Annotated in this window: 16 protein-coding genes; 4 read left to right on the forward strand and 12 right to left on the reverse strand. The window is 44.3% G+C overall.

Features of this window, described 5'->3' with window-relative positions; translation table 11 throughout:
• Window positions 1-43: 43 nt before the first annotated feature.
• A complete protein-coding gene (locus HF312_05630; GenBank protein MCU7519678.1) occupies window positions 44-415 on the forward strand; it encodes a hypothetical protein in 372 nt (123 codons plus the stop codon).
• An 83-nt stretch (window positions 416-498) separates the two neighbouring features.
• On the opposite strand, the gene HF312_05635 is transcribed toward HF312_05630, so the two are convergent.
• Window positions 499-1,326, reverse strand: a complete 828-nt coding sequence (locus HF312_05635) for a transporter (protein MCU7519679.1) — start codon at window positions 1,324-1,326, stop codon at window positions 499-501.
• Window positions 1,327-1,550: 224 nt separating this feature from the next.
• On the opposite strand from HF312_05635, the gene HF312_05640 reads away from it, so the two are divergent.
• From HF312_05640 to HF312_05650, 3 genes are all read left to right on the forward strand, one after another.
• On the forward strand, window positions 1,551-4,013 hold the full coding sequence (locus tag HF312_05640) for an AMP-binding protein (GenBank protein MCU7519680.1): 2,463 nt from the start codon (window positions 1,551-1,553) through the stop codon (window positions 4,011-4,013).
• A gap of 2 nt (window positions 4,014-4,015) precedes the next feature.
• The gene (locus tag HF312_05645; protein ID MCU7519681.1) at window positions 4,016-5,242 is read left to right on the forward strand and encodes a class I SAM-dependent methyltransferase; all 1,227 of its coding nucleotides are present in this window, start codon (window positions 4,016-4,018) and stop codon (window positions 5,240-5,242) included.
• 99 nt (window positions 5,243-5,341) lie between these two features.
• On the forward strand, window positions 5,342-5,740 hold the full coding sequence (locus tag HF312_05650; GenBank protein MCU7519682.1) for a GNAT family N-acetyltransferase: 399 nt from the start codon (window positions 5,342-5,344) through the stop codon (window positions 5,738-5,740).
• Window positions 5,741-5,858: 118 nt separating this feature from the next.
• Here the strand turns inward: HF312_05650 and HF312_05655 are convergent, their stop codons facing one another.
• The 11 genes from HF312_05655 to fliE all read right to left on the reverse strand — a co-directional run bounded on the left by HF312_05655 (window position 5,859) and on the right by fliE (window position 16,979).
• Entirely contained in the window at window positions 5,859-7,580 is a 1,722-nt protein-coding gene (locus HF312_05655; GenBank protein MCU7519683.1) for a flagellar hook-basal body complex protein, read from the reverse strand.
• Between the two features lie 130 nt (window positions 7,581-7,710).
• Window positions 7,711-8,085, reverse strand: a complete 375-nt coding sequence (locus tag HF312_05660) for a flagellar protein (protein ID MCU7519684.1) — start codon at window positions 8,083-8,085, stop codon at window positions 7,711-7,713.
• A gap of 14 nt (window positions 8,086-8,099) precedes the next feature.
• A complete protein-coding gene (locus HF312_05665; GenBank protein ID MCU7519685.1) occupies window positions 8,100-8,786 on the reverse strand; it encodes a flagellar hook capping protein in 687 nt (228 codons plus the stop codon).
• 8 nt (window positions 8,787-8,794) lie between these two features.
• Window positions 8,795-11,041 (reverse strand): hypothetical protein, encoded by a 2,247-nt coding sequence (locus HF312_05670; protein MCU7519686.1) that lies wholly within the window; start codon window positions 11,039-11,041, stop codon window positions 8,795-8,797.
• Window positions 11,042-11,638 (reverse strand): hypothetical protein, encoded by a 597-nt coding sequence (locus HF312_05675; GenBank protein MCU7519687.1) that lies wholly within the window; start codon window positions 11,636-11,638, stop codon window positions 11,042-11,044. It abuts the gene before it with no gap.
• Between the two features lie 2 nt (window positions 11,639-11,640).
• The gene (locus tag HF312_05680; GenBank protein MCU7519688.1) at window positions 11,641-12,078 is read right to left on the reverse strand and encodes a hypothetical protein; all 438 of its coding nucleotides are present in this window, start codon (window positions 12,076-12,078) and stop codon (window positions 11,641-11,643) included.
• A 3-nt stretch (window positions 12,079-12,081) separates the two neighbouring features.
• On the reverse strand, window positions 12,082-13,413 hold the full coding sequence (fliI, locus tag HF312_05685) for a flagellar protein export ATPase FliI (GenBank protein ID MCU7519689.1): 1,332 nt from the start codon (window positions 13,411-13,413) through the stop codon (window positions 12,082-12,084).
• 4 nt (window positions 13,414-13,417) lie between these two features.
• A complete protein-coding gene (locus HF312_05690; GenBank protein ID MCU7519690.1) occupies window positions 13,418-14,068 on the reverse strand; it encodes a hypothetical protein in 651 nt (216 codons plus the stop codon).
• Entirely contained in the window at window positions 14,061-15,104 is a 1,044-nt protein-coding gene (gene fliG, locus HF312_05695; protein ID MCU7519691.1) for a flagellar motor switch protein FliG, read from the reverse strand. Before fliG ends, HF312_05690 begins: the two co-directional genes overlap by 8 nt.
• Window positions 15,094-16,689: a flagellar M-ring protein FliF gene (gene fliF / locus HF312_05700; GenBank protein MCU7519692.1), complete on the reverse strand. Its 1,596-nt coding sequence runs from the start codon at window positions 16,687-16,689 to the stop codon at window positions 15,094-15,096. Before fliF ends, fliG begins: the two co-directional genes overlap by 11 nt.
• Entirely contained in the window at window positions 16,689-16,979 is a 291-nt protein-coding gene (gene fliE / locus HF312_05705) for a flagellar hook-basal body complex protein FliE (protein ID MCU7519693.1), read from the reverse strand. The genes fliF and fliE overlap by 1 nt, the downstream gene beginning before the upstream one ends.

The raw sequence follows: 16,979 nt of genomic DNA on the forward strand, positions 1-16,979 counted from the left end.
GTTTCTTTTCTGAATAGATTGAATTCAAAAGAGGAACGGGAACATGAAAAAGAGATTTTTCAGGTCTTTAGAAAACCTGCTTGACAACAAAAAAGTAGTACTCCCCTTCTTAGGCCTGCTTGCCGCATCTGCCTTACTTGTTTGGACAACGGCTTTTGTGCCCGGGAAAAAAGAAACCGGAGAAGATGATAATGCCGGCAAAGAGGCTCCGGAAGAAGGGAAAACTTCCTCTGAAGCTATGGCTTCGCCTGAGGTGAGGGCCGAAGGAACAGAGGCTCAGGGCGGGCACAGGCAGTGCAAGGCTATTACTAAAAAAGGCACCCGCTGCCAGCACGCGGCAGATGAATCGGGCTACTGCCGGCAGCACCGCGCGCTTTTTGAACAGGTCCCGGTTGAAACCAACCCGAATCTATAGGTAGCATTGGAATCTGCCTGTAGCATCTTGCTAAGGACCTCCTGAAGGATGTTTCTATATCGGGAAATAATTATTCCCTGAACTCAAAAAGGATGCTCAAATGAGAGATAAAAGAAAGAATCCACATAAGTGTCATTTTTATAAATGTTTATAGGCACGCTGAGGCCCGGCACAATCTGCAGACGGTTTATGTTAATGGCAAAACGGATACCCGGATTTATTATATTAACACTTTCAAAAGCCACACTCCCCTTTTCATCAAATGAGCCGTTAATCTGATTTAAGTATTCAAATAGAAAATTAAAGTTGGACGCCGTAAGCCAAATCAGGCTTCCGCCCCAGAAGTAAGACGGCAGGAGCTTTCTTATCTCAACGTGATTCAGGTCTGCATATTTCGGGAATAGGGCTGTTGCACCAAGATTAAAGTGAGCCGCAAATTTTTCTGTAAGCCTCTTGCTGAAAGGCAGGCTCACCTGAAGGCCGTAGCCCCCTGTACCAAGGCCCTTTTCGGAATTGCCTGTAGGAAGTATTAAAGACAGCCTGGGTGAAGCCGCAGCCCAGAGGTCGTGCCCCAGGAGCTGGTACCTGTAATTTATCATTATATCTCCCAGCCCTGAAGACCCGTGTCTTATGAAAGATAATGGGATTGTATAACTCAGCTGATGGAGCGGCCCTCCAAGAGGCCATTCCTGCGTAAAAGAGTAGTAGTAGGTATTCATGCGTTCCTGAAGATACAGAAGATTTGAAATGTGCTGAACTACTCTTTCTTCCTGGTTATATGCCTCTTCTATCAGGAAAGAATTATCCTCAATGGCAGGAGAGAACTTTTCCTTCGGTTCAACTTGCGCCGAAACCTGAGACAATAGGCCTGATAAGAGGATGAATACTATTAAAATTGCAAAACTTCTCATATATTGAAACCCGCCTTGAATTTTTTATAAATCCTGCTTTGAATAATTTATGAAGAGTGAACCATAATCCCGATTTTATTATTTTTACCATATTTCCCGCTGAATAAAGATTTTTTGGTATCTTATATTGGAATAGATTAATCTTTTATTAGTCATCAGCTTGCATTATTTTTGTGGTTGCATCTTAAAATATACACAGACTTATTATAATAATCAGGAAAGTGATGTTTACAAAAGACTTTCAAAAGACGGCTTTAATACATAACGACAAAGAAATCAGCTACGAGGAACTCCTGCAGAATATCAGCCGGTTTTCTTCCGTTTTGAATATTTCTCCCGGTGAAAGGGTCGCCATTTTTTCAGAAAACCGTCCCGGGTGGGTCTATGCCTTTTATGCAGTTTGGAACAGAAAAGGGATAAACGTCCCGATCGATTTCATGTCCACATCTGAAGAAGTGGCCTATATCATTAATGACTGCAAGCCTTCTATTGTCATCTGCTCGGATGGAACAAGGGCTGTTCTTGAAAAAGCAATTGAAGTAAGCGCTGAAAAGCCCGTAATAATTTCTTTTGATGAAGTTTCTTATGAAGGCAGCATCTATCCTCTTAAGCTTGAGGCTGATAATGATAACGATGTGGCCCTTATAATTTATACCTCCGGCACAACCGCAAATCCCAAAGGCGTCATGCTTTCTTACAGGAACCTTTATTCCAACGTTGAATGCATAACAGGATTAAACATTATAGGCTATAACGACCGCCTGATTGCGCTGCTTCCTCTTCATCACGCATTTCCGCTTCAGGGCACCATGCTGATGCCTTTATACGACGGCGGCACGGTAATATTCTTAAACCAGCTGTCATCAGATGAAATATTAAAAACGCTGCAGAAATACAAGGTAACTTTTATCCTCGGCGTCCCGAGGCTCTTTAACCTTTTCCACGCTGCTGTTACGGGTAAGATTAACTCCAACTTTGCGGCCCGTATGCTCCTGAAGCTTTCAAGAGGTGTGAACAGCTACTCTTTTGGAAAATTATTATTTAAGAAAGTGCAGACTACTTTTGGCGGGCACATTAATTATTTTATTTCCGGGGGCGCAAAGCTGGACCCTGTAGTGGCCAGGGACTATAAGGCTATGGGCTTTAAGATACTGGAAGGTTACGGAATGACTGAAATGGCCCCTTTAATTTCATTCAACCCTCCTCAGAAAGTAAAAATCGGCTCCGTTGGGAAAAAATTTGAAGACATCTCACTCAAAATAATTGATGACGAGATTTTAATTACCGGGCCAAACGTAATGAAGGGCTATTATAACAAGCCCTCGGAAACAGATGAAATACTTATTGACGGCTGGATCCACACCGGCGACCTGGGGTATGTGGATAAGGAAGGCTATATATTTATTACCGGAAGAAAAAAAGAAATTATTGTGCTCCCCAACGGCAAGAACCTGAACCCCGAGGAAATTGAAAACAAGCTCCTGAACTATCCTTATATAAAGGAAGTTGGCGTATTTCAGAAAGAAGGACAGCTCTTTGCCGTCATATACCCTGACTTTACACTCATGCAGCGGGATAATGTGGTGAATATTCAGGAAACCATAAAGTGGAACATAATTGATAAATATAACCTCTCAACGGCTCCTTACAAGAAAATATTTAATTTTGCCATCGTCCACAGCGAGCTTCCAAGAACACGCCTGGGAAAAATAAAGCGATACTCTCTGGCACAGCTTCTGCAGAAGGAAAAGAAGGCGCTTACAAAAGCTGAAGTGCCCGATTACCAGGAATACAGGCTCCTTGAAGAGTACCTGAAAGGGGTGGTTAAAAAAGAGGTTTTCCCCGATGAACACGTGGAGCTTGACCTCGGGCTCGATTCTCTTGACAAGGTTGAACTACAGGTGCACCTCGAGAAAACATTCGGCATTTCCATGTCTAATGAAGACCTCTCGGCTCATTCAACGGTAAGAAAACTTGCAGCATACATTAAGGAAAAAAGGACAAAGATTGAAAATGAGGTGATGCAGTGGGGCAAATTGCTGAAGGAAGACATAGATTTTGAAGTCCCGCATAGCACTTTTATGCTGAAATTCTTAAAGCTGATCTTTAAGCCTATGTTTAAGTTCTATATAAGGCTTGAAGGAGAAGGACTGGATAACATCCCGCCCACACCCGTAATTATTGCCCCCAACCACCAGAGCTTTATTGACGGCCTTCTGATTGCAAATTTCTTAAAGAATAAGACCCTGAACAGGACCTATTTCTTTGCAAAGGAGAAAAATATTAAGTCATCCGCTGCACGCTTCTTTGCACGCAACAGCAATATACTTGTACTTAATATTAACCGTGACCTTAAGCTTACGCTTCAGAAAATTGCCGCCATCCTGAAGAAGGGAAATAATATGGTAATTTTTCCCGAGGGCGCCAGAAGCCGCGACGGGCATGTAATGAATTTCAAAAAGTCATTTGCAATTATAAGCAAGGAACTTGATATACCGGTTGTCCCCGTGGTAATTGAAGGGGCTTATGAGAAGTTTTCCATAGGAAGCAAGTTCCCAAAGCCGGGCAAGATAAAGCTTAAATTCTTAAAACCTATTTACCCCGCGGGAATGGATTACGACACAATTACCAGCCTGGCACAGGAAGAAATTATGAAGCAGTCGCTGGAGCTTAAAACCTCGCATTAAAAATGACAAAGAGCGAACTAGAGGAACTGCTGAAAGAGGAATCCCTGGAGTTCATCCAAAGGCATTTGAATGATGACCCGGAACTGCTGGCGCTGAAGTTCAGGGGCACCGGGTCTTTACCCATAAGAGCAATTGCAGAACAGATACGGTGCATTAAAAAAGCCGCAGGCAAGCTCCCGGAGCTTTCAGCCCATCCGCTCCTCTATGAGAAAACTGCACTTGAACAGGCCTCATCGGAGTATACTGCAAGGCTTAAGGCAAAGCTGTACAGGGGCGATAAACTAATTGACCTTACAGGAGGACTTGGAATTGACGACACATTCTTCTCCGGAAGTTTCAGGGAAGTAGTTTACTGCGAACAAAACCCCGTGCTTTCAGAGATATTCCGTCATAACTTAAATCTCCTCGGAATAAAAAACATTTCCGTACATGAAGGCAATAGCCTTGAAATACTTAAAACTTTTCCCGATAAATATTTCAGCTTGATTTATGCCGATCCCGCAAGAAGGGATGAAAACCGCAGGTTTATCGGGCTTAAGAACTGCTCGCCCGATGTCGTTGAAGCAATGCCCCTTATGCTTAAAAAGTCAGAAAAGATTTTAATTAAAGCTTCACCTGCAATTGAAATTGAGGAGATAAAAAGACAGTTTACAAACCTTAAGGAATTCACCGTGGTTTCAGTTGACAATGAATGCAGGGAAGTCCTCCTGGGCTTTGAAAGCGGAATAAATAAAACCCGTGACATTGTAATTAAGTCCCAAATGATTTCTTCGGCTTCCGGCACCGAGAGGACATTTACGGGCTCTGATCTGGAAGAGAGTAAGAAGAACGTTGCCGGTGAAGTGCTTAACTGGTTTTATGAGCCGGATAGCGCAATCATCAAGTCGCGCCTTACTGCAAAGCTTGCAGAAGAGTTATCACTAAAGTTTGTAAATAACAGCATCGACTTTCTTACTTCCTCTGAGCTGAGGCCGGATTTTCCTGGGCGCATTTTTGAAGTCAAAAAGGTGCTCCCCTATAAGCTGAGGGAGATAACACATTACCTTAAGTCTGAAGACATCAGCTCGGCAAACGTTTCAAGGCGCGATTTCCCTGATGCGCCCGAGAAGATAAGAAAGATTCTTAAGCTTAAAGACGGAGGAATGGACTATCTGTTTTTTACAAAGGACACTTCCTCGCGTCCGATTGCAATATTCTGCAGAAAGCACACAAAAAAAATAGGAGAATAAATTTTGGAGAAGAGCACTGCTATAGTAATTAAAAAAGCATGCAAGAGCGACACGCCTCTTATACTCTCATTTATTAAACAGCTTGCAGAATATGAAAGGATGTCGGATGATGTTGTGGCTACGGAAGAGCTTCTAAAAGAGGTTTTATTCGGCAACAGCCCATCGGCCGAGGTCGTGCTTGCGTATTACAATAATGAGCCCGCAGGCTTTGCAATTTACTTCTTTAATTTTTCAACCTTTGTCGGCCGCCCGGGCCTTTACCTCGAGGATCTGTTCGTGAAACCCGCGCTAAGGGGCAAAGGGATCGGGAAAGCGCTTTTAATCCACCTGGCAAAAAAAGCAATTGAGAAGAAATGCGGGCGCTTTGAATGGTCGGTCCTCGACTGGAATGCGCCTGCAATAAATTTCTACAAGAGCCTTGGGGCGCGCCCGATGGATGAATGGACCGTCTTCAGGATCGACGGCGAGAAGCTGAAAAGCTTATCTGAAGCCTTGTAGCACTCCCACGCTTATCTCCCGGGTTTTCATAAAACAAAAATGCCGGAGTGTGAAATTATACTTTCACACTCCGGCATTATAAAACTATCTCATCAGACTATTATCTTACCAAGAACTATTACCTTACCAGGTTGGTTATTTCCTGGAGCAGGTTGTCTGAAGTTGTAATTACCCTGGCATTAGCCTGGAAGCCTCTTTGGGACACAATCATTCTTGTAAATTCTTCAGAGAGGTCTACGTTCGACTGTTCAAGGGCGCCCGACTGTATTGTTGTGGCCGAGTTTTCACCGGGTTCCGATATTCTCGGGTCGCCTGAGTTCGAGGCCAGTGTATACATGTTGTCGCCAATGCTTGTAAGGCCGTTCAGGTTAGGGAATGTTGCAACCATTACCTGAGCCAGTGTTCTTGAAACACCGTTTGAAAAAATACCGACAACCTTGCCGTACTGGTCGATATTCATATTTGTAAGCGTGGCAGAAGCAGCGCCGTTCTGACTCAGTGAAGAAACCTGTGAGGGCAGGTTGGTCTGCGTAATGCCGCTTGTGCCTGCACCGAAATCGAGTGTGATCTCCTGAACTTCAGCACCGCTTAAAGGTGAAAAAGAAATTTTCGGGTAATCTGTAACTGCACTTGTTCCCTGTGTTACCGAACTTATGGTACCGTCACTTCCGTTAAATGTAATTATTCCTGAAGTTGCACTTGTGCCTACGCCTGTAAATGGACCTGATGTATCGGGCAGCGACACATCCCATTTCCATTTATTGGTGTCGAGGTGTGTATATGTAATTGTCAGCGTATGGGTATTGCCAAGTGAATCGAAAATTGTTACGGCACTGCTTACAGGCTCTGTATCCTCACCGCGGTCGAGCTTTGAATCGACAGAAGTGCTGGTGGAATTATTTGTAACCGAAGAGAAATCCAGGTCAAATGAAAGCCCGCCGGAGTTTAAAGATACTGAAGTACTGGTCTGGGATGCGCCTGCGGCATCAACGAAACCTGTTACTTTGCCGCTTGAATTAAATGTAAGATCGGCATGGCTGTTTATGGGCGGATTAATATTAGCTCCGCTGGTATCAACAACGTGATAATTCATAGTCCATGTACCGGCATTATAAGTATACCATGTTCTCAGGTGATAAGCGTTTCCGGAGTCATCATAGATCACTTTATAATTGTCTGGTATCGGATTTCCTGTAGCAGGATCGACATATACACCCGGTTCCCCTGGTGCTGCACCAGCGCCTGTGGAGTTAAGGTTTCCTATTTCCTGGTCGATATCGGTCTTCAGTGTTGGTGAAGAGCTGCTCAGGTTTCCGCTCCACTTTGTCTCGGTGGTCTTTACAGCCGGAATTCTCTGGCTCGTGTCTATTTTAATATCAGTAATTGTGGTACCTGAAGGGATCTGGCCGCCGTTGGCGAGTTTACCCTGCACGATTGCGCCGTTCTGCGGGTTTACGAGGTTTCCGTTTGCATCGAAAGTAAATGCTCCGGCACGTGAATAATAATTTGCGCCGTTGCTTTTTAATATAAATAATCCTGAGCCCTGCAGAGCCAGATCTGTAACAATTCCTGTCCTTTCGAAAGTGCCCTGGTTCCAGTTTTTATCGATGGAATTCAGTTTTGCGCCCAGGCCGATCTGGAAAGTGTTCGTACCGCCTGATGTGGCAGTGGGGTTTGTACCTGCCTTTACGAACTGGCTGAAGGTATCGCTGAACGTCACGCGTGAGCCTTTGTAGCCTATGGTGTTTACGTTGGAAATGTTGTTGCCGATGACATCCATCATTGACTGATGATTACGCAAGCCGGACACGCCCGAAAACAGGGAATTAAGAAGTGACATTTTAACCTCCTAAGGTATTTAGTATTTTTTGGGATTCAACGTCAGTCGGTCGGTTGAATCTTCAGAGCGCCCTCAAAAGGTCCCGCTCTTTATTGTTAAATTTTTTGTTACTTTTTTACTGCGTTACTTTTTACTGCGTAAAAACTACGCTGTCTATGTTTGTAAATATGTTATCGTTATCACCCAGCTGCATTGCAGTTACTACGGTCTTATTTGGCACGTTTACTATAAAAGCCGTATTGTCCATCATCACCAGTGAATCCTTGGCCCCTTTCATCTCTGCTTTTTCAACCGCATCCTGAAGCTTGCTGAGCTCCGTTTCCGATAACTGAATGTTTCTTGCTTCCAGCCTTTTTGCCGCATGGCTGGAGAATTTAATTTTCTCAAGTTCCTCTTTGAAGATCGAATCGAATCCGGACGGGCCGGTTCTGATCCTGTTCTTCTGAATTTCATCAGTCTGAACTATCGGTATAAAAGGAACTTTTACACCGTTAATTTCGGCCATCTTATTTATGTCTCCTAACTGTTGTTGCCAAAAACTTCGAGTACGTCTGAAATGTTGTACTCGGCCTTATCTATCATTATCTTAGTTCCCTCTTCGGTGAACCTTACAGAATCAATCACCCCGTACTTAAAAATCTCAGCGGTCATATCCTGACCATCCTGCCCTTTGGCTTTCACTTCAAAAGTGTATTTACCATTGGGTAATTTATTACCATTATTATCGGTAAAGTCCCACAAAAGTTTATGGTCTCCCTGAGAAGTATTTTCATTTTCAAAAGATTTTACCAGCTTTCCCGTACTGTCGTAAATATTTACCTGGGCCGACTTGGCCTTTGCAGCCAGATTGTAGCCCAGCTGTACATTTTCCTGCCCGTTGAAGATAATACCCGAGCCGCTGAGCTTGATATCCTTTCCTATCAAAGAGGCAGACATTGTATTATTAACCGACTGCGTCAGAAGGTAGTTTGCCTGTATGCTCTGATTCAGTGAGTCGTTCATATTGGTAAGCTGTTCCAGCGACGAAAACTGTGCCAGCTGCGCCGAGAACTGGGTGCCGTCCATCGGGTTTAAAGGATCCTGATATTTCAGCTGGGATATCATGAGTTTCATGAAGTCGTCTTTTCCCAGGACGTTTTTACCCGTACCTGTATTCTTTACGGTACCGGATGATCCCGTTGTAACGCCGTTGATTTCTCCCGCCATTTTTACTCCTAAATTAAGTAATCGTAAGTATTGTAGCCCATTTGTTTCTGGCGAAGTTCGCCAACTTCATCTGAATCCTTACCCCCGTCATCCATAAAAGCCCTGCGCTTATGGTTCGGCATTTTTCCCTGCTTCTGCTCCTGGTTTGCAAGGGAAATATTGATTGAGTTTAGCTGCAGTCCGTTCTGGTTAAGTGAATTATAGAGCTGGTTCAGATTATTCTCCATCAGCTTGCGTGCCGCTTCGTTCTCAACCTCAATATTCGCATGAACAACCTTGTCGGCCAGGTCAAGCGCTATTTTAACGGTCCCCAGGCTCTCGGGGTCAATTTTCAGCACTATGCTGCTCCTGTCCCCCTGCTGAATAAATTTTGATATCTCTTTCATCACTTCAGCTGCTTTTACAGTTTTGGCGGCTTCACCAAAAGGACTGCTGTCAGTTGTGTGCTTTACGGTAAAAGAGCTTTCGCCGGTTTTTGTCTGGGTTCCTATGTTGAACGCGTGATCTTCCTGAGTTTTCCCCTTTGTTTCCGGGTGGTCGCCTGAAGGTGAACTTTCCGGACTCTGATGGTTCTGCTCTTTTGAAGAGCTGTTCATTTCATTCTTTGCACTGTCCTTAGTTTCCGTTTTGACTTCTGAGGGTGATGAGGAATCCTGCTTCTCCTGAGGAGAAGACGCCTTAACATCTTTTTCTTTCTGATTCAGGGCTGCTGCATCCTGAAGCTTTGAGGAGCCGGTTTCTTCCATTTTCTTATCTGTGCCCGCAATAGTCTTCTGAGTTTTCATCTCATCAGAATTTATTGTGCCTGAAGCGGGTAAATCCTTCTTCGATATTTCCTGATCCGGCAGTTCTATTTTCTGCTGCTCTGCGGGAGCCTTAGTTTCTTTTGCCTGAATTCCGGAATCTGTTTTCACTCTTTCGATATTAATGAACTTGCCTGCTTTTAGCCCGGGATCTTTCGTAATATTATCTTCTGTAATGGCATCTTTTGCCGCACTATCTTTTACAATATTCTTTTCTGCAGAATCCCCTGTTACAGTGTCATCCTCACCTTTCAGCGTGTCCTCATTTTTCACCTTAACATCAGGCAAAAGTCCATCAGCGTCTATAGTATTGGAATCAGCCTCATTCTCTACTAATGGAGTGCCTTTGCTGCCTTCTTGTACAACGGGTGCCGTCTGCGTTGATACGGTACCTTTTAGGGCGCCGGGTTCAACCTTTGCATTTTCATTCCCGGACTTTAAGGCGGGACCTTCTCCTTCCGGCGTCATTGCTGCAGCCGCAGGATCTTTGGACAGGGCTTTCAGGCTCTCATCCATCAGAGTCTCAGGATTTGCCGCGGCATTCATGTCATTTGTAAACGGCAGCTTTATGATCGGATTTTCTGTCCCGGCTGCAAGCCCGGAGGCTTCCTGATTGTCTACCAGAGAAAATTTCAGTTTATATAATGGTCCGGATGCCTGAAGATCTGTATCTCCTGTGCCCGCAGTCTGAGAAGCCATAATGCCTGCAAGAGTCTGGGCTGAAGCAGTATTCATGGCCTCAGGCATAGCGCCTTCCTCTCCGGAGGAATTTACCACGCCTGTACCTGATTGTGTTTTTGCTGCATCGCCTGAAAGCTCAACCAGCGTAATAAGCAGCCCGTTATTGCTCTGGAAGGCAGAATTTTCAACGGCTATTGTCTTGCCGTCTTTAAGCAAGCTTAAAACTTCTCCGGCATTCAGGTTTTCCAGCTGGAGAGTACTTGCAGGATTTTTAAGGGCGTCTTTATTTTCCGCGCCCTCATCTCCTGAAGCAACTATGCTTATCTTTCCATCGAACTGGTGGTTTGTCAGCAGTTCATTTATAAAATTAAAAAGCTCTGTATTTCCAACAAGAAGAGAATTTATATCCTCACTACTGCCTGCCGTGTCTTTTTCTTCCGATGCATCTTTGTCCATCTGCTGAAGAAGAACGTTTGGGTTAAAGCTTTTCATTCCTAAGGCTGAGTTCACATTTATCCCGGTAGCGTTCTGCATCTGGGCTAATGGAAGCGCCTCAGACTGGCTTGAAAGGGCTGAGACTATACTGCTTAGTAGATTATTGTCAGCAGCAGTCTCCTTTCCCGCATTCAGCGAGCCTGTTTCATTTTTGTCCAGCTGAACCTTAATAATATCAGAAAATAAATATGAAGGTCCCGATAGTTTCTGGGCTTTGTTTAATAACTGAGTTTCCTGGTTATTTACTACTTGCAAAAAAAGAGGATTAAAAACCATTTACTGAATCCTTGTTAATCTGACTGCCGTTTCAGGGCTGAATTCTGAAAGTATTTCTGCCCGTTTTTTCTTTTTTATCGAGAACAGAATGTCTTTAGCTAAATTATCGTTTAATTTTTGAATTATTTTAGCCGCCATCTTGGAATCCATGAGTTCATAAGTCTTCACCATCTCTTTTTTCCATTTAACGTATGCGCTGTCCTGCTTTACTTTCACGAATGCTGAAGTACTCTGAAGTTCCGATTCCTTGCTTTTCAGCTTAGCTTCATACTGAGCTATCTGGCTCTTAATTTTATTCAGGCTGTCTAACTGCCTGTTGCGTTCGGCAATAATGGAGGCGGTATTCTGATTCCCTTTTCCTGCGGCCATGCTGTCAGCTGCTTCTTTATTGACTTTATTTATCCACTCTTCTTTAAGTTTTGTGGTATCGATTTTGGCCTTCAAAGAGTCGGCTTTGGTCATTGCCGCTGTTACTTTACGCGGCGAAAAGTCGAGCTTAAATATATTTTCATATTTCTGATTCAGAAATACTATTCCGGCTGTAGTCATAATAAACGCAATCAAAAATATAACAAGATATGTTATTTTGGTCTGCAATGTCATGCCTCCCTGGCAAATTTCTTGGATGCTATTTCGTCTATCTCTTTCTGTTCAATCTGATTCTGCACGAGCAGAAAATCCTCATAGTGCTTCTCCTCGAGGGTTTCAAATATTTTGTGCTCTTTTGTTTTCTGCTCCAGCTCGAGCATCCTCGTCTCTTTTATTTTTCTCAGATTCGCAATTTCACTTAATATTTTTTTCTCCCTGAGCCCAAGGAGATTCTGCACTTCACCCTGAAACTGAAGCTCGGAGATTTTAATAAAACTCCTGCCCGAAAGAGAATTGCGTGACTTGTTCTTCTCCTCGGCAAGGGACTCAAGAAGGCCGTTCTGCTTTTCGATCTCAAGATCTATTAATGAAATTTCCTTCTGAATTTTTTTTTCAAAAGTCTCTTTTATTTTTTTTATGGATTCAAACTTGTAGCGGAATTTTGCCATTCTTTAGACCAGAGGTTGTTCAATAATATTGTGAAGTCTCTGAATTGTATCCTGATAAAGCGCCTTTTCAAACATGTCCTGCTTCAGGAAAGCCCTCAGCATGGCAATCTTTGTCAGAGCATGGTCAATCTGAGGGTTACTCCCTTTAACGTATGCTCCGATGTTTATCAGGTCTTCAGCTTCCTTATAAGTAGCAAGTATATCATTAAAGCCTATAGCACGTTTTCTGTGGTCTGCCGTAACAATATCCGGCATAACACGGCTGACGCTCTGCAGTGGGTCGACTGCCGGGAACTGCCCCTTGTTTGCCAGCTTTCTTGAAAGAACTATGTGCCCGTCCAAAATTGACCTTACGGCATCAGCAATCGGTTCAGTCATGTCGTCACCATCGACGAGTACGGTGTAAATACCCGTAATTGAGCCGGTCTCACCGGTCCCTGTTCTTTCAAGGAGCTTTGGAAGAACCGCAAAGACAGAAGGTGTATAACCTTTTGTTGCAGGAGGCTCTCCGATTGTAAGTCCAATCTCTCTTTGCGCCTGTGCAAACCTGGTTACAGAATCCATCATGAGGACGACATCTTTCCCCTGGTCCCTGAAGTACTCGGCAATCGTCGTTCCAATATAGGCTCCTTTCATTCTTATAAGAGCAGGCTTGTCGCTCGTTGCAACAACAACGACGGACCTTTTGAGGCCTTCTTCACCCAGCTCTTTTTCAAGAAATTCCCTTACCTCGCGGCCGCGCTCACCAACAAGTGTGATCACGTTCACGTCGGCGTTGGTATTTCTTGCAATCATGCCCAGAGTAACACTTTTGCCCACGCCGCTTCCGGCAAAAATACCTATGCGCTGCCCTTTGCCTACGGTCAGAAGCCCGTCAATCGACCTTACGCCCGTCTGCAAGGGCCTTGAAATTCTTTTTCTTGTCAAAGGATTAGGCGGCTCACGGTAGATATTCATGTATGACGGCACTATGATGTCGCCTTTGCCGTCAATCGGATTTCCGAGGCCGTCAATTACCCTTCCTAAGAGATTCTCCCCCACACCGATTGAAAAACTTCTTCCCGAGGCAATAATTTCGCACGCGGGGGAAATCTTTTCAACTTCGCCCAATGCAATTGAAAGCACCTTGCCTTCCTTGAAACCTACAACTTCTGCCTTACAGACCTCGCGCCCTTTTTTATCAACTATGGTGCATATCTCTCCCAAGGCAACGTTCGGTCCGATGGAGACTATAATAAGCCCTATTACATCGGTAACCCTGCCGTTGACTTTAATTGAATCTATGCGGTCTATTACGCGCCTGTATTTTTCAATATAATTCTCAGCAAGCTGCATCTGTCTATGTCACCTGGTTATTGAAGTGATTATCCAGGTGCTTCTTTATTTCGGAGATCTGTGTTGCAATCCTTGAATCCACGCTGCCGATATCTGTTTCCACGATGCAGCCCCCGGCTTCAATTTTATCATCCTGCTCGAACTTGATCTTGGAGAATGACTCTTCCAGCAGAACCCCTTCCTGGTCTGAATGCAGGGAGGCGAAATCCCGGGGATTAATTTTTATTATTACCTCATTGGCTCCGAGTATTTTCTTTACAGACTCCCTTAGCGTTGAGCTGATTACAGACTCTTTGCTGATCTCGTGCCTTACAATTTTTTCGGCTATGATAACCGCCACCTCAGTCACAATACTGTCGAATGACTGTTCGTACTCAGAAAGGTTTGATTCAATGGCAGCAAGGATTCTGTTAAACTCCTCGGTTTTTTCTATAAGCCTTTGTGTATATTCTTTTTCAAGCTCAGTTGCCGTAAGCTTCTGTGCTTCCTGAAATCCCTTGTCGTAATAGTTCTGCAGCTGAAGCTGAATATAGTCTTCCTCTTTTGCAGGCGCAGCCTCATTTTCAGCCGTATCCTCTGGCACCGCATCGAATTCACTGTTGAATTTGATCTTGACGGCACCCGTTCTCAAATTTAGTTTAACCACATCAGACATAAACTTCGTCGGCGCCTCCCCTCAGGTTGAGAGAAATCTCTTCATTTTCCTCGAGGGCTTTAACAACATCCACTATTTTTGCCTGTGCAGATTCAACTTCTTTTAATTTGATTGGGCCCATATACTGCAGCTCTTCTTTCAGCAGGTCCGCGGCGCGTTCCGACATATTGGAAAATATTTTCTGCTTCAGCCTGTCGTCGGCAACCTTAAGGCTTATGGCCAGATCGCGGCGGTCCACCTCGCGCAGTATTCTCTGAATATCTTTGTCCTGTATGTTTATTATATCGTCGAAGAGGAACATGAGCCTTTTAATTTCATGAGCCACTTCCTCGTCTTTTTCCTGTATGACCGCAAGTATATCCTTGCTTATGCTGACGCTTGTACGGTTTAAGATCTTGGCAAGACTCTTGGGTCCGCCGGTACGGCTTAACGACTGGTTCATAGTAAAGCCTGCAAGTTCATCCACAACTTTCTCAATCTGCTTTAAGGTCTGCGGAGATATTTTTCCAAGAGTTGCAATTCTGTAGGCCACGTCGGCCCTCATGTTCTCCGGCAGCTCTTTTATTGCATTTGCAGTCTGCTCCGGATTAAGATGAGAAAGAATGAGTGCAATTGTCTGCGGGTGCTCCTTGTTAAGGAAGTTCACCAGCTGCGCCGAGTCGGCCTTCTTTAAGACGTCAAATCCGCGAAGCGTGGTGAGGTTTCTCACCTTTTCAATAATCTCAACAGCCTTTGCAAGGCCGAAAGATTTTTCCAGAATAGTCTGTGCGTAATCTATGCCTCCCTCAAGGACGTATTCGCGTGCGGTTATCATTGCATAATATTCCGACATCACGCTGTCTACAGTATTGGAAGCAATATTTTTCACTTTGGAAATTTCAGCACTTATCTGTTCGACTTCCGCCGGATCAAGGTGCTTGAATACCGCGGCAGCCGTCTCAACATTAAGAGCAATCATCAGAAGCGCAGCCTTCTGTGCACCGGAAATGTCAGCCTTTTTTGTGGGTTCTTTTAATGCTTTTTCTTTAGTACTCATCTTCGTGTAACCAGGAATTAATTAATTTTGCAGCATCTGCAGGATTTTTAGCCACATAGTTGGCTATCTTTTCCTGCTGTACCAGCTTTTGAGCTGCATCCTCGGTGATTTCATCTTCAATATCGCCTATTGCAGCGGGAGCTTTCTTCTTCTTTAGCAGAGCCGGCTGATTACCTGTCTGAGGAGCTTCCACAGAAGGCATTTCCAGAAGCTGAACATCTGCAGACTCGCCAACAGTGCCTATGATAATCCTCTCGTTTTTAATCTTATTTAACAGCCCTTTCAATATGAACATCGATGCCCCTACGGCAACAAAAATCAGAAGCAGGTTTGTCCATTTATCCATGTTGTCAAATATGGAAGATCCGCCCTTTGTATCATCTCCCATTTTGGTCTCAAACGGTATGCTTACAATTGAGAACTGATCCTTTCTTGTAGAATCAATTCCTATGGAATTTTTTATTATATTCTCCAGCTTTTTCATCTGGTCGTCGCTTCTGGGCTCATAGACAATTTCGGTATTTTCCCCTTTTTTCACTTCTTTAGGGGTGCCGTTGATTACGGCAGCCAGGCTCAGACGCTTTATGGTTCCGGTTCCTTCAACCACCTTCTGGACGGTCCTGCTGATTTCATAGTTGGTAGTTGCATTCTCATTTGACTGCTGGGTCGAATCACCGGAAGCCTTGCCGCCGCTGGAGGACTTGACTGTCTGCTCACTTACGGCTACCTGAGACTCAGGATCGTAGGTCTCCATGGTCTTTTCAACCTGATTAAAATCCAGGTCCGCATTAACCTGCACAATTGCATTGCCATAGCCAAGGACGTTGTCCAAAAGGCTCTGCGCCTTCTGTGCAAGATAATTTTCCACCGACTGTTTTATCTCATACTGCTTGCTGCTGGAGGCTGCAAGGGGACTTTCGTCCAACTCCTTTGAAAGGAGCCGTCCATGAGTGTCAAGAATCGTAACCTTGCCCGGCCTCAGGCCTTCAACGCTTCCTGATATCAGGTTTGATATGGCGACAATATTGTTTTTTGTAATGTTCTGACTGTTTCTAAGCTTAAGCACCACGGAAGCTGTAGGTTCTTTTTCTTCTTCCTTAAAGACAGATTTCTGCGGGAATACAATGTGGACCCTTACTCCTTCAACACCTTCAACCTGCATGATTGTTCGGGCAAGCTCTCCTTCAAGTGCGCGCTTGAAGTTCAGCTTCTGCATGAACTCAGACATCCCCATCGTGTTCTTGTCGAAGATCTCATAACCAACAATACCTGAGCTCGGAATTCCTTTGCCTGCAAGGGCAAGCCTGGTTTCGTAAACCTTTTCCTTGGGAACCCTGATCGTCTGCCCGTTGTCTTCAATCTTATAGGGTATTTTCTGACTGGTCAGGTGTTCAACAACCTTGGAGGCATCCTCAGGCGCAAGGTTTGTAAAAAGCGCTGAATAGTTGGGCTCGTTAAAAGCAAATAATATAAAACCCAGAAGAATAACTGTAGCAAGTACAACACCCCCAATGATCAGGCGCTGCTGAAGTGAGAGCTTATTGAATATTCCGAGTAAAGCCTGAACCGAATTTTTCTTATCCACTATACTTGTATCCTGGTTAATTCTTTATACATATCCACAGCTTTGTTCCTGATTTCCATCAGGAGCTCAAGGCTGGTCTTTGCCTTTTCACCGGCAACCATAACCTCGTGCAGCTCCACGTTCTTGCCGTCGGCAAAGTCCTTTGTCTTATTCGATGCCAAAATCTGATCCTGGTTGACGTCACCGATAAAGGAGGTGAGCATTTCAGAGAATCCGGCATTGTCTTTCTTGCCGGTCTCTTCAATCCTGGGTATTTCCCTGAATATGTTTTGAATTGCGCCTATTTTCAT

The sequence above is a fragment of the Ignavibacteria bacterium genome, assembly GCA_025612375.1.
Taxonomy (GTDB): Bacteria; Bacteroidota; Ignavibacteria; order Ignavibacteriales; family SURF-24; genus JAAXKN01.

Coding starts and splice junctions, on each gene's coding strand:
- HF312_05630 (MCU7519678.1), top strand. CDS start 44: ATGAAAAAGAGATTTTTCAGGTCTTTAGAAAACCTGCTTGACAACAAA.
- HF312_05635 (MCU7519679.1), bottom strand. CDS start 1,326: ATGAGAAGTTTTGCAATTTTAATAGTATTCATCCTCTTATCAGGCCTA.
- HF312_05640 (MCU7519680.1), top strand. CDS start 1,551: ATGTTTACAAAAGACTTTCAAAAGACGGCTTTAATACATAACGACAAA.
- HF312_05645 (MCU7519681.1), top strand. CDS start 4,016: ATGACAAAGAGCGAACTAGAGGAACTGCTGAAAGAGGAATCCCTGGAG.
- HF312_05650 (MCU7519682.1), top strand. CDS start 5,342: ATGTCGGATGATGTTGTGGCTACGGAAGAGCTTCTAAAAGAGGTTTTA.
- HF312_05655 (MCU7519683.1), bottom strand. CDS start 7,580: ATGTCACTTCTTAATTCCCTGTTTTCGGGCGTGTCCGGCTTGCGTAAT.
- HF312_05660 (MCU7519684.1), bottom strand. CDS start 8,085: ATGGCCGAAATTAACGGTGTAAAAGTTCCTTTTATACCGATAGTTCAG.
- HF312_05665 (MCU7519685.1), bottom strand. CDS start 8,786: ATGGCGGGAGAAATCAACGGCGTTACAACGGGATCATCCGGTACCGTA.
- HF312_05670 (MCU7519686.1), bottom strand. CDS start 11,041: ATGGTTTTTAATCCTCTTTTTTTGCAAGTAGTAAATAACCAGGAAACT.
- HF312_05680 (MCU7519688.1), bottom strand. CDS start 12,078: ATGGCAAAATTCCGCTACAAGTTTGAATCCATAAAAAAAATAAAAGAG.
- fliI (MCU7519689.1), bottom strand. CDS start 13,413: ATGCAGCTTGCTGAGAATTATATTGAAAAATACAGGCGCGTAATAGAC.
- HF312_05690 (MCU7519690.1), bottom strand. CDS start 14,068: ATGTCTGATGTGGTTAAACTAAATTTGAGAACGGGTGCCGTCAAGATC.
- fliG (MCU7519691.1), bottom strand. CDS start 15,104: ATGAGTACTAAAGAAAAAGCATTAAAAGAACCCACAAAAAAGGCTGAC.
- fliE (MCU7519693.1), bottom strand. CDS start 16,979: ATGAAAATAGGCGCAATTCAAAACATATTCAGGGAAATACCCAGGATT.